The following is a 13655-nucleotide window of genomic DNA, read 5'->3' on the forward strand; positions in this document are numbered from 1 at the left end:
GCCGTCCGTCACCCGGATTTCGCCGCCCCGCGCAGGCGCCGGGTCCGGGGGGGCGGGGCCTGACGGGCTGATTCGTCCCCCGGCAGGGGCGCCCCGTCCTTGATGCGCCACAGGTAGCGCGCCAGGATCGAGCGGTACGGTGCGAAGGCCGACGCCACCGCGCCGGCATCGGCCTGCCCGGTGAGGCGGCGCAGGCAGCCCACCGCCGCCACGTCGCCCGCGGGCCAGATGTCGGGGTCGTGGAAATGGAAGATGCCGACCATGTCGGCCGTCCAGGGGCCGACGCCGCGTATGCCGCACAGGATCGCCGCCCGCTCGGGATGCGGCAGGCCGGCGAGGCCGGGGCCGAGCAGGCCCGCCGCCTCGGCCGCCACGATCGCCTGGAGGGCCCGCACCTTGTTGCCCGAGATCCCGCAGGCCCGCAGCAGGTCCGCCTCGCCGGCCTCGAACAGGCCCCGGGGGCTCGAATCCGCCGCCGCGGCGGCGGCCTCGATCCGGGCCCAGATCGCCCCGGCCGCCCGGGTGGAAAGCTGCTGGTTGACCACCTCGACGAACAGGCGGTCGGCGACGCGCGGATGCGCCGGCGGCTCGATCCGGATCGGACCGGCCTGCACGAGGGCGGCCCGCAGCGCCGGATGGGCGCGCGCCGCGTCCAGGAGATGGGCGTAGATCGCGGGATCGAGCATCGCCTCAGCCCATCCGGCCCGCACGGCGCTCCGCCCCTCGGAGAGGCGGCCGGCCTCGCGCGCCGCACCCGTATCCGAGCCGCGGCCCCGTTTCCAGTCCGGCAGACGGGATGCCGCGCAGCGCCATCTTGTCCGGGCCTCTCCGGCCGGTCTGGACGGAACGCGATGGCGGCCCAGGTCTCGACGGCATGGCGATCTTCTTCACCGCGGACACGCATTTCGGCGACCCGCACATCCTCCGCCACCGCGGGGCGCGGTTCGGCAGCCTCGAGGCCCACGACGAGGCCCTGGTCGCCGGGTGGAACGCCGTGGTCGGCTCGGAGGATGCCGTCTGGCATCTCGGCGACTTCGCCGCCCATGCGAGCCCCGCCCATTGCGCGGCGATCTTCGCGCGGCTGAACGGCACGAAGCGCCTGGTCCGGGGCAATCACGATTCGAACCGCGTTCTCGACCTGCCCTGGGCGGAGCCGCCGGTTGAGAGCGCCCGCCTCTCCGTCGCGGACGCGCAGGGGCGGCCGCACCGCCTGTTCCTGTCGCACTACGCGCATCGGGCCTGGCCGGGGCTGTGGCGGGAGACGCGCCACCTCTATGGGCACAGCCACGGCTGCCTCGCCGACACCACGCGCTCGTGCGATGTCGGCGTGGATGCCTGGAACGACCGTCCGGTCACCCTCGACGCCATCCTGATCCGCCAGGACGCGGCCGCGGGCGTGCCGGAGGAACTCGCGGCCCACGGCCTGCGCTGATGACAGGCCGCCGGCACGCGCTATCGTCCGCGGGAGACGCGAGATCCCGGCAGGAGGCCGCATCGCCATGACCGACATCCCCGCCCCGCCGTCGGGCTGGACCGCCGCCGCGACGCAGGCCGCGGCCGAACTGGGCCTCGGCACCGATTGGGCCGCCCTCGCCGCGCCGGACTGGACGCGGCTCTGCCGACGGGCCGGCGAGATCCTCGCTGGCCAGGGTCACGCGCCTCCGGCCGGCTGGGAGGGCGCCCTGGCGCGCGCCCTCGGCCGCCCCGATCCGGCGGCGGCCCGGGACGAGCTGGCCGGGGACGAGTTGGCCCAGGACGCCGCGAACACCGTGCTCGCCGAGCGGGGCGAGGTGTTCGCGCCGGAGGACGATGCGTGAGGCCGACGACCCGGGCGCGCCTTCGCGCCGGCAGGTGGTTGCCGTCGCGGGGGTGCGGGCCGATGTAGAAGGCATGCCTTATCCCGAACGCCGGCGCGCAGCCCCGAGACCGACCGAACGCTATGGCCCCGGCCCGGCGCCGTCCGCCCTGCGCGTGGTTCCCCTCTCGGGCGGCCCGGTTCTCGACGCGCAGACGCGCCTGCGCCTCGGCCACCAGATGCGGGCGATGTACGATCCGGTGATCGACGAGGCTCTGGATCCCCGACTGGCGGAGCTGCTGCAGCAGCTCGACACGGACCGGGGCGGCGGTTCGACCTGAGGTCTGGGCTGGGCCCCACCTCTGCGCGGCACATCCGCCGGAGATGCGGGAAGAGGCCCCCATCGGTGGATCGGGGGGATGTCACACCGATGGGAGCCGAGCCGAGTCGACGGATCGACCCAACCCGCTTCATATCGCCCAGGCGCCGGCCCGGACGCTTTCACCTAAGTCAAATTTCCTGCCGAATACGGCGGTCTGAGTGTCGAATTGGCTTATTCGACCTGGAGAATCGTCCCGATCAGGCCGAGCTGCCGGTCACCGACAGCATGACCCCGTCGCTGCCGATCTCGGCTCCACTGTATCCGAGCATCCGCGCGAGCTGTTCGCGGGCGCGCCAGACGCGGCTCTTCACAGTCCCGATCCGGCAGTTCATCACGGCGGCGGCCTCGTCATAGCTCAGGTTCTCGATCGCCACGAGAACCAGCGCCTCCCGCATCACCGGGGCGAGGCGGTCGAGGGCGGCGCGCACGTCCTGAAGATCGAGATGGCCCCCCTGCTCGGGAATGCTGGTCAGCCGCTCGGCATAGGTGCCGTCGGTGTCGGCGACCTCGCGGCCCTGCTTGCGGTGCTGGCTGTAGAAAACGTTCCGGAGGATCGTGAACAGCCACGCCTCCAGATTGGTGCCGGGGGTGAAGCCGCCGCGGCCGCGCCAGCCGCGCAGCAGGGTGTCCTGCACGAGATCGTCCGCCGCAGCCGGGTCGCGGGTCAGCGAGACCGCGAATCGGTGCAGCGCCGGCACCACCTCCAGCAGACCCGCCCGGAACAGCTTGTCCCGCTCGCCCTCGGCCTGCGCGAGGGCCGTCTCCAGGCGCGCCAGCAGGTCGGCGAAGGGGTCCGAGGCGGGCTCCGACCCGAGGCCGATCCGGTCGTAGGCGCGGCCGAGCAGGGTGCCGAGATGGGCCCGCACGGCCTCCGGCAGGCCGTGGCGGGTCTCCGCCCCGGCCTCCTCTGCACGATCCGTCACGAGATCGAGGAGCGATGAGCCTTCGGTGTCGGGCATACGGTCCGGTCGTCGGCGAGTGGGCCGGTTGCGCCCATGGGACCGTTTGTGGCGTGCCCGGGCCGCCCATGCCGCAACATGGGTTAGCGCTTTTCCCGAAGGGGGCTCGGCCGCGGGGCCGCGCCAGCGCGCAGCGCCGTCGGGACGGGCCGGCCGATGCCGCCCGAGGTGCCGGTCACGACCGCCGACTCGCCGCTCAGGCGCGCCGATCAGGCCCTGCGTCCCGCGTTGCCGTCGTATTGCAACTGGACGGCGAACCCTTGCCCGCGCCGCGGTGTTTGCCTTCGCAGCTGCAGCCGGTCGGGTGCGCCGTCATGCGCGGCCGACCGGCCTGCGCCGACACGTCCGCCCGAACCCCGCCGAGGTCACCGATGCCAGCCCCCGATCCAGCCCGCACCGCGGGTTCCGCTCCGGAGGGGAGCGCCTCGACGGTCTGGACGCTCGCCCTCGCCACCGCGCTGATCGGCCTCGTCGCCCTTCCGCGCCGGACGGGGCCGCCGGCCCCACGCCCCGCCGACCGCTCGGGAGACCGCTCCGGCGACGGCCCTGCCGGGCGGGACGGGGCGCGCCGGACGTCGCCCTCGCACGCGGGCCAGGAGGCGCAGGCCGTCGCCCGGACCCAGGCCGATCGCGGGCGGGGGGCCTCGACGCCGACCGAGATCCCCGCCAAGGGTTGGAAGGACATCGCGCTGCGGGCCTATCACGACATCGGCGAGAACCGCCTGTCGCTGATCGCGGCCGGCGTCACCTTCTTCACGCTCCTGGCGATCTTTCCCGCGGTGGCGGCCCTGGTCTCCTGCTACGGCCTCGTGGCGGATGCGGCGACCATCAACGACCAGCTCGCCAGCCTCCAGGGTATCCTGCCCCAGGGCGCCCTGGAGATCGTCGGCGACCAGGTGAAGCGGCTGAACGCGGAGGGCAACAGCACCCTCGGGCTCAGCTTGGTGTTCGGCGTCGTCCTGTCGGTGTGGAGCGCCAATGGCGGGGTGAAGCACGTCTTCGACGCCCTCAACCTCGTCTACAACGAGCGCGAGAAGCGCAACTTCTTCGTGCTCAACTTGGTCTCCCTCGCCTTCACGGCGGGCGCGCTGCTGTTCCTCGTCCTGGCGCTGGCCGCGGTGGTGGCGGTGCCGGTGATTCTCGCGTCTCTCGGGCTCGGCGCGGATGCGTGGTGGCTGTCGCTGCTGCGGTGGCCGGTTCTGCTCCTGGCAGTCCTGCTCGGGCTCGCCCTGCTCTACCGCTACGGGCCGAGCCGGGACGCGCCGCGCTGGCGCTGGGTCACGCCCGGGGGCGCCCTGGCGGCCGTGCTGTGGCTCGGCGCATCGGTGCTGTTCTCCTGGTACGTCGCCCATTTCGGCAGCTACAACAAGACCTACGGCTCCCTCGGTGCGGCGGTCGGGTTCATGACATGGATCTGGCTCTCGACCATGATCATGCTGGCCGGCGCCCAGGTGAACGCCGAGATGGAGCACCAGACCGCCGAGGACACCACCGTCGGCGCGCCCCAGCCCCTGGGCACGCGCCGGGCACGCATGGCCGATACGGTGGGCGCCGCCGCGGACTAGCGCCGCACCCGGTCCGGCGCGAACGGCCTTTCCGAGCGACCCGCGCGTACGATCTGCGCGAACAACCTGCGCGGGCGCACCGGATCGACGCGTCCCCCGTCCTCAAGCCCGGGAACGACGACTTAACACAGGTTGGCGCACGTTTTTCTGCTGCAGGCACAAGCCGATCAAGATGATCCGGACTTCGATGTTCGGATGACGGTTTGGTCCCTGCCGATAGAAATATCCTTGTCCCATTATTTCACCGATACCCCCGGCGGCACCGTCGTGCGGGACGCTTCGGACGCGCGCGACGTCCCCCGGTCCCGTGCACCCGGCCGCGATGCGGCCGAATCTCCGGTCGGGCCCGTCTCCCTCCCGAGGGTCGCCGACACGCCGGTGTCGCGGTGATCTGACCGGAGGGGGACGTGGAGAACCCGTTCGTGCGGAAGATGGAGCGGCACGTCCGGCTCGCACCCGAGGACCGCGCGGTCCTCGACGGGCTGGGGCGCCAGCACGTCCGCCATGTCGCGGCCCGTCAGGATATCGAAGGGCAGCAGAGCGACCCGTCCCACACGCACCTCATCCTCGACGGCTGGGCCTGCCGGTACAAGCAGTTTCCGGACGGGCGGCGGGCGATCGTCGCGCTGCTCCTGCCGGGCGACCTGTGCGATCCGTTCGTCTTCCGCCGGGCGCACATGGACCACGCCATCGGCGCGCTGACCTCCGTCACCGTCGCCCGGATCGCGCCGGACCAGCTCGGCGACGCGATCCGCGGCCGGCCGGCCGTGGAGGAATGCCTGTGGCGGGAGATGCTCGCCACCACGGCCCTCCACCGGGAGTGGATCGCCAGCGTCGGCCGGCGCTCGGCGATCGAGCGGCTGGCGCACCTGTTCTGCGAGCTGCACCTGCGGCTGACACGCGTCGGCCTCGCGGACGGGATGACGCTGCCGATGCCGGTGACCCAGCCCGATCTCGCCGATGCCCTCGGCCAGACGAGCGTGCACATCAACCGCACCCTGAAGGAGCTGCGCATCAGCGGCCTCGTCGCCTTGCGCAGCCGGCGCCTGACGATCCGCGACCCTCGACGGGCTGATGGAGCGGGGGCTGTTCGATCCGGCCTATCTGCAGCTGTCCTGACCGGCGCGGGCGATACGCCGCGGCCCCGCAGGCCGGCCGAACCTTGCCGCGGAACCGCCGCGGCCGATCTGAGGCGGACCTCCCTCCCGGCACGGGCCCGCGCGACACACGATGCACATCCACCTCGACGCGCTCGGCGGCGTGGCCGGCGACATGTTCGCCGCCGCCCTGCTGGACGCCTTCCCCGAGCATCAGGCCGGCGTCTCCGCCAGCATCCGGGCGGTCGACGGGCGCATCGCCTGCGCGGTCCGGGCGCACAATGACGGGATCCTCAGCGGCGCGCGCTTCGCCGTTTCGGCCCCCGGGGTGGAGCCCGGACCCGCGCCGCACCGACACGACCACCCGGCACGCCACGACCATCCGCATCCCCACGATCACGCCCACGATCACGCCCACGATCACGCCCATGATGACGGCCACGGCCACGGCCACGGTCACGGACACCGGCCCTGGTCGGAGATCCGCGCCGCGCTGGAGGCGGCGGATCTCGCGCCGGCGGTCCGGGCGCAGGCCCTCGCCATCTTCGGCCACCTCGCCGCGGCCGAGGCCCGGGTCCACGGCATCGCGGTCGAGGCGGTGGCGTTCCACGAGGTCGGCGCCTTCGATTCCATCGCCGACATCGTCGCCGCCGCCCACCTGATCGCCGCGCTGGGGGTGCGGAGCTGGAGCGTTTCGGCCCTGCCGCTGGGCTCCGGCCGGGTGCGGACCCAGCACGGTCCCCTCCCCGTCCCGGCCCCCGCCACGACGCTGCTCCTCGAGGGCTTTTCGACCCTCGACGACGGCGTGCCCGGCGAGCGCGTCACCCCCACCGGCGCGGCGATCCTGCGCCATCTCTGCGGCGAAGACCCCGGGCGGGGCCGTCCGCGGGGCATTCTCGGGCGCACCGGCATCGGGTTCGGCACCAAGGTCCTGCCGGGCCTGAGCAACTGCCTGCGCGTCCTGGTGCTGGATGAGGCGGCCGCCCGTCCCGGCCGGCGGGACCTTGCGGTGATCGCCTTCGAGATCGACGACCAGTCCGGCGAGGATCTCGCCATGGGCCTCGACCGGCTGCGGGGTGAGCCCGGAATCCTGGACGTCGTGCAGGCGCCGGTCCTCGGCAAGAAGGGCCGGATGATGGCCCGGATCCAGGTTCTGGTCCGCCCGGAGAGCCTGGAGGCGGCGATCGCGGCCTGCTTCCGGGAGACCACCACGATCGGCCTGCGCTACCATCGGGTCGAGGGGGCGGTGCTCGACCGCGAGGCCCGCACGGTGGATCATGCGGGCCGACCCGTCCGGGTGAAGGTCGTGGACCGCCCCGGCGGGCGCACCGCCAAGGCCGAGGCCGACGATGCCCGCGACCACGCGGGTCACGCCGCACGGGCGCGCTTGCGCCGCGAGGCCGAGCGCCTCGCCCTGACTGTGCCGGAGGAGGAGCGGTGACGCGCCAGAAACTCGAAGCCGTCCTGGCGGGACTCGGCCCCGTCGCCGTGGCGGTGAGCGGCGGGGTCGACAGCCTGACCCTCGCCACCCTCGCCCACCGGCTGGCGCCGGGCACGACCCTCGTGGTGCACGCGGTCTCGCCGGCCGTGCCGGAGGAGGCGACCGCGCGGGTCCGCGCCGAGGGCGCCCGCGAGGGCTGGTCCCTTCGGGTGATCGAGGCCGGCGAGTTCGCCGACCCGGCCTACCGGGCCAACCCGGTCAACCGCTGCTTCTTCTGCAAGACCAACCTGTACGGGGCGGTCCGGCGGGTGACCGACCGGCAGATCCTCTCGGGCGCCAACCGCGACGACCTCGGCGAGTACCGCCCCGGCCTCGACGCCGCCCGGGAGCACGGCGTGCGCCACCCCTACGTGGAGGCGGGGTTCGACAAGGCTTCCGTGCGGGCGCTCGCCCGCGACCTCGGCCTCGGCGCCGTGGCGGAGCTGCCGGCGGCCCCGTGCCTGTCGAGCCGGGTCGAGACCGGCATCCCGATCGAGCCGGAGACGCTGGGCTTCATCCACGCCGTCGAGCGGCTGGTGGGGGGCGCCCTCGCTGCGGGGACCGGCGCCAAGCGGGCGGTCCGCTGCCGGGTGCGCGCCGAGGGCGTGGTGGTGGAACTCGATCCCGGGAGCCTGGCGGCCCTCGACGCGGACAGCCGCGCCGAACTCGGGGCCGGGATCCGGGAGATCGCGCCGGCGCGTCTCGCCGGCCCGGTCCGGTTCGCGCCCTACCGGGTCGGCAGCGCCTTCCTGGTGCAGCAGGGGGAGGCCCGTTCGTGAGCGTCGCGGAAGAATTCACCCTCGACTTCGCCCGGTCGGAGCGGATCGGGCTGGAGGAGGCGATCTTCTGCGCCGGCAAGAGCCCTGAGCAGATCGACGCGATCCTGGAGGCCGCCCGCGCCCGGGGCGCCTCGCTCCTCCTCACCCGCCTCGATCCGGAGAAGCGCGACCGGCTCGATGCGGCGGCCCGCCTCGACTATTGCCCGGTCTCGCGCACGGCGGTGTTCGGCGAGGCGCCCCGGATCACGGGCCCGGCCCGGGTCGCCGTGGTGGCGGCCGGCACCTCGGACGTCCCCGTCGCCCGCGAGGCCCTGCGGGTGCTGGCCTATGCCGGCCGGGCCGCCGCGCTCTTCGCCGATGTCGGCGTCGCCGGCCTGTGGCGGCTGACCACGCGGATCGAGGAGATCCGCGCGCATCCGGTGGTGATCGTCGCCGCCGGCATGGATGCGGCGCTGCCCAGCGTCGTCGGCGGCCTCGTGGCCGGCGCGGTGATCGCGGTCCCGACCTCCGTGGGCTACGGCGTCGCCGCGGGCGGCCGCGCCGCCCTCGACGCGGTGCTGGCGAGCTGCGCCCCCGGCATCACGGTGGTCAACATCGACAACGGCTACGGCGCCGCCTGCGCCGCCCTGCGCCTGCTCCACGCGGCAGGACGCCTCGCCGCGGAGACCGAACGATGAGCCGGCCCGACGCATTACCTCTCCTCACCCGGACACTCACGAACGGAGACAGCCGATGGAACGCCGCAGCTTCCTACAGGGCGCCGTGCTCGGCGCGGGCTTGGCTGGCGCCGGCAGCGCAGGTGCGGCCGTGAACGCCCCCGTGCTCCCGGGCAACCACCCGCAGGACCCGGCGGACCTGCCCTTCGTCACCGATCCCGGCGAGCGCCGGGGCGAGATGCTCTACCGGACGTTCGGGAAGACGTCGGAAAAGATCTCGGCGATCGGCATGGGCGGGTTCCACCTCGGCAAGAAGGCCGTGACCGACGACGAGGCGACGCGGCTGATCCATGCCGGGATCGACCGCGGCATCACCTTCATGGACAATTGCTGGGACTACAACGACGGGCGCTCGGAGCTGCGCATGGGCGCGGCCCTCGCCCAGGGCGGCTATCGCGACAAGGTCTTCCTGATGTCCAAGATGGACGGGCGGACCAAGGAGGAGGCGATCAAGCAGATCGACCAGTCGCTCCTGCGCCTGCGCACCGACCGGATCGACCTCGTCCAGCACCACGAGATCCTGCGCTTCGACGACCCGGATCGGGTCTTCGCCGAGGGCGGGGCGATGGAAGGCTTCCTGGAGGCCAAGAAGGCCGGCAAGCTGCGCTACATCGGCTTCACCGGCCACAAGGACCCGCGCATCCACCTGCAGATGCTGGAGGTCGCCGCCGAGCGCGGCTTCCACTTCGATTCCGTGCAGATGCCCGTCAACGTGATGGACGCGCATTTCCGCTCGTTCAGCCACCTCGTCCTGCCCTATCTCGTGCAGAACGGCATCGCGCCGCTCGCCATGAAGACTTTTGGCGACGGGGTGATCCTGAAGGCGGACGCGCCGATCAAGCCGATCGAGTACCTGCACTTCTCGCTGAACCTGCCGGTCTCGGTGGTGATCACCGGCATCCAGAACCAGCGCGACCTCGACCAGGCCTTCGAGGCGGTGAAGACCTTCAAGCCGATGGACAAGGCGGCGGTGGCCGAGCTGCTGTCGCGGTCGAAGCCCTACGCGCTGGAGGGCAAGTACGAGCTGTTCAAGACGAGCGCGACCTTCGACGGCACCGCCAAGAACGCGGCATGGCTGGGCGAGGACGTGGCAAGCGTGAAGAAGCTCGCGCCGACGATGGAGTAGAGCGGGTCGCAGAATGGCGCGCCCTCCCTCCCCCCTCTGCGAGGGAGGGTGGCCTCCGAAGGGGGTCGGGAGAGGGGCGGCGCGACGGTGCAGAACGGGCCTGTGCCCGGCATGAAGGCGGCGCCTCGTCCGGAAACGTCGCTCCCCTCTCCCGACCCCCGCTGACGCAGGGGCCACCCTCCCCCGCAGAGGGGGGAGGGAGAAGCGGCCGGCGTTACGCCACGTCCTCCAGCCGGATCGGCAGGCTGCGGATGCGGCGGCCGGTGGCGTGGTGGACGGCGTTGGCGATGGCGGCGTTCACCCCGATGATGCCGAGTTCGCCCAGACCCTTCAGGCCCAGCGCGTCCACCCGGTCGTCGGGATCGGGTACCAGCAGCGCCTCGACCTCCGGCGCGTCGGCCGCCGTGGGGACCATGTACTCGGCGAGATCCGGGTTGCGGTAGGCGGCCCCGTCGACCACCGTCTCCTCCAAGAGCGCCGAGCCGAGGCCCCAGATCATCCCGCCCGTGAGCTGGCTCCGCGCGGTCAGCGGGTTGAGGATGCGCCCCGCCGCGAAGGCGCCGGTGAGCCGGGCCGCCCGGATCTCCCCGGTCTCGGCATGGACGTGGATCTCCGCGAACTGCGCGCCGAAGCCCCAGGAGACGGCTTTCCCGCCCCCGCCCAGGCTGAGCCCGATATGGCCCTGCCGCAGGCCCGCGAGCGCCGTCTCGCGGTCGCCGCCTTCGGGCACGAACGCCGCGACGGTCTCCACGCCCGCCGGTCCGACCGCCTCGGCCAGCGCGATCCCGGCCCCGTCCGGGGCCACGAGCCGCCCGTCCGCGAGGTGCAGCGTCCCCGGATCATGGCCGGCGAGGCGGCCGCCCTGCCCGGTCGCGGCCTGCGCGAGGGTCTCGCGGATCTGCCCGCAGCCCAATGCCAGGGCGTTCATCAGGCTGGTGGTCGTGCTCGATCCGCCCGAGATACCCGCCGCCGGCAGGTCCGTGTCGCCGAGCCGGACCGTCACCCGCTCAACCGGCACCCCGAGCCCGTCCGCCGCGCCCATGGCGAGCAGCGTGGTGATGCCGTTGCCGATCTCGTGATGCGCGCAGGCCACCTCCGCGGACCCGTCCGGGCCCAGCCGGACCCGCATCGTCGCGGCGGCGATCTTCACCGGCCGCACCGAGGTAGCGCAGCCGAGACCCACCCGCCAGGGACCATCGCGCATCGAACCCGGACGCGGCACCCGGCGCGACCAGCCGAAGGCCTTGGCGCCTGCATCGAAGCAGGCCATCAGCGGCCGGGTCGAGAACGGCTTTCCGCTGACCGGATCCACCGCCGTGTCGTTGAGCCGGCGCAACTCGATCGGGTCCATGCCGAGCGCCGCCGCCATCTCGTCGACGGCGCTCTCCAGGGCGAACAGGAACGGGACCTCCGGGGGCGCCCGCATCGGCCCCGGCGTGTTGCGGTCGACCCGCACGGCCCGCTCCTCGGTCCGGATGTTCGGGCAGGCGTAGAGGCTCGCGGTCACCTCCGCGCCCTCCATGACGAAGGGATCGAAGCGCGAGGTCACGGTGTCGGCTTCGTGGACCAGGGCGGTCAAGCGGCCCGTCCGGTCGGCGCCGAGCCGGATGCGGTGGCGGGATTCCGGCCGGTAATTGGCGATGGTGAAGCATTGCCGCCGGCTCGGGACCAGGGAAACCGGCCGGCCGAGGCGCTTGGCTGCCAGGGCGACGAGCGCCGTGTGCTGCGACAGCGCGAATTTCGAGCCGAAATGGCCGCCGATCAGGCCTGCCACCACCCGCACCTGCGCGGGATCGAGGCCCAGTTGCGCGGCGAGTCCGTGCTGGACCGCGCCGACGTAGCGGGTCGGCTCGTGCACCGTCAGTCTGTCGCCGTCCCAGGCGGCCCGGGTGGTGAACAGCTCGATCGGGTTGTGGTGCTGGACCGGGGTCTCGTAGCGCGCCTCGATCCGGACGGCTGCCGTATGCAGGGCGGCTTCGGCATCACCGCGGGCGATGTCCTCGTGATGGGGCTTCAGGTCGGCCAACCGCACGGTCTCGGCGCCGGGCGCATCGAAGCCGCCGGCGGCGGGCTCGGCCGCGTAGGCGACCCGGACCGCGCCCGCCGCCGCCGCGGCCGCTTCCTGCGTCTCCGCCACGACCAGCGCCACGATCTGGCCGGCATAGGCGATCGCGTCGGAGTCGAGGGGGCGGTGCGAGCTGTTGGCGAAGCCGCCGGCCATCAGGTGCTTCACCGGCGCCACCGCGCCCGCGAAATCCCGGTGGGTGAAGATCCCCAGGAGACCCGGCACCCGCCCGGCGGCTTCGAGGTCGAAGCCGGTGATGCGGCCCCGGGCGATGGTGCTGGTTACCAGGGCGGCGTGGGCCGTGGCGGTCTCCGGGCCGACGCGGTCGGAGCTGTAGAGGGCCCGGCCCGTGACCTTGTCGGGACCCTCGACCCGGGTATGGGCCCGTCCGAGATGACCCTCGTCCAGCGCGCGTGCGTCCATCCTGCCCTTCCCGTCCGCGGCCGCTCCGGCCGCCGCTGACGAAGGGAATGGACGAGACGGCGGTTCGGGTCCGCTTGCCGCGGGGCGACAGGTTGCAGCGGCCGCTCCGGCCGAGCCGTCCTCGCGAGCGGAGCGCTTCGGGGCAGCGCGGCCTGGATCGGCCGGGCGTCCCCCGGATTGCGCGCGTCCCGCGCGAGGACGGGGCGGGCTGCGGCGGCCTGCGCCGCAGCCCGGCGCCTCAGTTCAGGACCTTGCCGTCCGGCCCGACCTTGATCTCCTGCTCCTTGTCGGCGCCGGCGACCTTGATCTCGTACTGGACCGCGGAGCCGTCCTTCTCGACCTCGGCCTCGTAGGCCTTGCCGCCGCCGGCCTTCTGCTCGGCGATGGCCAGCGCGTCCTTCAGCGAGGTCTTGGCGTTCTGGAAGTCGGAGGCCTTCAGCCGGGTGAAGTAGCGCTCGATCGGCTGGTTCTCGGTCTTGTAGAGGGCGCCGGTATCGGCGTTGATGCCGTATTCGACCAGCTTGCCGCTCGGGTAGACGACCTTGATCGCGTAGTGGGCCGGATCCTTGCTGTCGGCCTTCTCGAAGTCGGCGTCGATGGCGCGGCCGCCCTTCTCGTCGCCCTGCGACTCGGCGGTGGCGAGCGCCTGGGCGAGGCCGACCTTGGCGACCTTGGCGACCTGCCACTCCTTCAGGTTGCTGTCGGCCTTGGTGGCGGGTTCGGCGGGGGTCGCGGTGGGGGTCTGGGCCACGGCGAAGCTGGCGGAGAGGGCGAGCAGGCCGGCGGCAGCGGTGAGGCGGGTGATCATGGCGGGTAGTCCCTTTGCGGGCTCGTTCACGGGAGCGTGAAACGTCGGGTCCGGAAATCCGGTTGCCCGCGCCCGGAAAAAATTCTGCCGCCGTCGCCCCGGAGCGCGGCCGGGCGCCCCGCGAGACGGGCGGCCGGGGCCCCTGTATGAGACGCTGACGATCCGGCGTGCCCCTCGGCGACGGCGGAGCCCTCACGGATGGAGCAGGCCATGACCGCGCACGAGCCCGAGCCGCTGGACGATTTCACGCGCCTGCACGCCAAGCTGTCCGCCCTGGAGATCGTGCTCGGCGTCCTGATCGGGCGGCTCTCCGAGGAGAACCCGGAGATCCGCGAGGACGTGAAGCGCGACGTGGCGGCGATCCTGTCGGATATGCCGATCGACGGTCCGAGCGAGGAGATGATCGCCGCCGAGGTCCGCCGGGCCGCCGCGGTTCTGACCAGCGTGTCGATCGGCTGAG

At 73.1% G+C, this 13655-nt stretch carries 13 protein-coding genes and 1 pseudogene; 10 read left to right on the top strand and 4 right to left on the bottom strand.

The window, feature by feature from the left end; all coding sequences use genetic code 11:
- Positions 1–8: 8 nt before the first annotated feature.
- Positions 9–686 (bottom strand): DNA-3-methyladenine glycosylase 2 family protein, encoded by a 678-nt coding sequence (locus tag ABC766_RS02220; protein ID WP_342142949.1) that lies wholly within the window; start codon positions 684–686, stop codon positions 9–11.
- A gap of 188 nt (positions 687–874) precedes the next feature.
- Between ABC766_RS02220 and ABC766_RS02225 the strand changes: the two genes are divergently transcribed.
- The 3 genes from ABC766_RS02225 to ABC766_RS02235 all read left to right on the top strand — a co-directional run bounded on the left by ABC766_RS02225 (position 875) and on the right by ABC766_RS02235 (position 2136).
- Positions 875–1432: a metallophosphoesterase gene (locus tag ABC766_RS02225; RefSeq protein WP_345822654.1), complete on the top strand. Its 558-nt coding sequence runs from the start codon at positions 875–877 to the stop codon at positions 1430–1432.
- Between the two features lie 67 nt (positions 1433–1499).
- On the top strand, positions 1500–1817 hold the full coding sequence (locus ABC766_RS02230) for a hypothetical protein (RefSeq protein WP_345820967.1): 318 nt from the start codon (positions 1500–1502) through the stop codon (positions 1815–1817).
- Positions 1810–2136, top strand: a complete 327-nt coding sequence (locus tag ABC766_RS02235) for a hypothetical protein (RefSeq protein WP_345820968.1) — start codon at positions 1810–1812, stop codon at positions 2134–2136. The genes ABC766_RS02230 and ABC766_RS02235 overlap by 8 nt, the downstream gene beginning before the upstream one ends.
- A gap of 238 nt (positions 2137–2374) precedes the next feature.
- On the opposite strand, the gene ABC766_RS02240 is transcribed toward ABC766_RS02235, so the two are convergent.
- On the bottom strand, positions 2375–3136 hold the full coding sequence (locus tag ABC766_RS02240; RefSeq protein WP_345820969.1) for a sigma-70 family RNA polymerase sigma factor: 762 nt from the start codon (positions 3134–3136) through the stop codon (positions 2375–2377).
- A 371-nt stretch (positions 3137–3507) separates the two neighbouring features.
- On the opposite strand from ABC766_RS02240, the gene ABC766_RS02245 reads away from it, so the two are divergent.
- From ABC766_RS02245 to ABC766_RS02270, 6 genes and pseudogenes are all read left to right on the top strand, one after another.
- Positions 3508–4701, top strand: a complete 1194-nt coding sequence (locus ABC766_RS02245; RefSeq protein WP_345820970.1) for a YihY/virulence factor BrkB family protein — start codon at positions 3508–3510, stop codon at positions 4699–4701.
- A 407-nt stretch (positions 4702–5108) separates the two neighbouring features.
- Positions 5109–5820: pseudogene (locus ABC766_RS02250) on the top strand (Crp/Fnr family transcriptional regulator).
- A 111-nt stretch (positions 5821–5931) separates the two neighbouring features.
- Positions 5932–7239: a LarC family nickel insertion protein gene (locus ABC766_RS02255; protein ID WP_427902280.1), complete on the top strand. Its 1308-nt coding sequence runs from the start codon at positions 5932–5934 to the stop codon at positions 7237–7239.
- Positions 7236–8057, top strand: a complete 822-nt coding sequence (locus ABC766_RS02260) for an adenine nucleotide alpha hydrolase (RefSeq protein ID WP_345820973.1) — start codon at positions 7236–7238, stop codon at positions 8055–8057. Before ABC766_RS02255 ends, ABC766_RS02260 begins: the two co-directional genes overlap by 4 nt.
- The gene (gene larB, locus ABC766_RS02265) at positions 8054–8734 is read left to right on the top strand and encodes a nickel pincer cofactor biosynthesis protein LarB (RefSeq protein ID WP_043756527.1); all 681 of its coding nucleotides are present in this window, start codon (positions 8054–8056) and stop codon (positions 8732–8734) included. The genes ABC766_RS02260 and larB overlap by 4 nt, the downstream gene beginning before the upstream one ends.
- A gap of 55 nt (positions 8735–8789) precedes the next feature.
- On the top strand, positions 8790–9899 hold the full coding sequence (locus ABC766_RS02270; RefSeq protein WP_345820974.1) for an aldo/keto reductase: 1110 nt from the start codon (positions 8790–8792) through the stop codon (positions 9897–9899).
- Between the two features lie 214 nt (positions 9900–10113).
- Here ABC766_RS02270 and ABC766_RS02275 read toward each other — a convergent pair whose 3' ends face one another.
- Together ABC766_RS02275 and ABC766_RS02280 are read right to left on the bottom strand one after the other, a co-directional pair.
- Positions 10114–12387 carry a xanthine dehydrogenase family protein molybdopterin-binding subunit gene (locus tag ABC766_RS02275; protein ID WP_345820975.1) on the bottom strand — a complete coding sequence of 758 codons (2274 nt, stop codon included), beginning with the start codon at positions 12385–12387 and terminating at the stop codon, positions 10114–10116.
- Positions 12388–12625: 238 nt separating this feature from the next.
- Positions 12626–13195 (bottom strand): PepSY domain-containing protein, encoded by a 570-nt coding sequence (locus tag ABC766_RS02280; RefSeq protein ID WP_043382364.1) that lies wholly within the window; start codon positions 13193–13195, stop codon positions 12626–12628.
- A 210-nt stretch (positions 13196–13405) separates the two neighbouring features.
- Between ABC766_RS02280 and ABC766_RS02285 the strand changes: the two genes are divergently transcribed.
- Entirely contained in the window at positions 13406–13654 is a 249-nt protein-coding gene (locus ABC766_RS02285; RefSeq protein ID WP_043355542.1) for a hypothetical protein, read from the top strand.
- Position 13655: the final 1 nt, after the last annotated feature.

The organism is Methylobacterium fujisawaense, from assembly GCF_039619325.1.
Taxonomy (GTDB): Bacteria; Pseudomonadota; Alphaproteobacteria; order Rhizobiales; family Beijerinckiaceae; genus Methylobacterium; species Methylobacterium fujisawaense.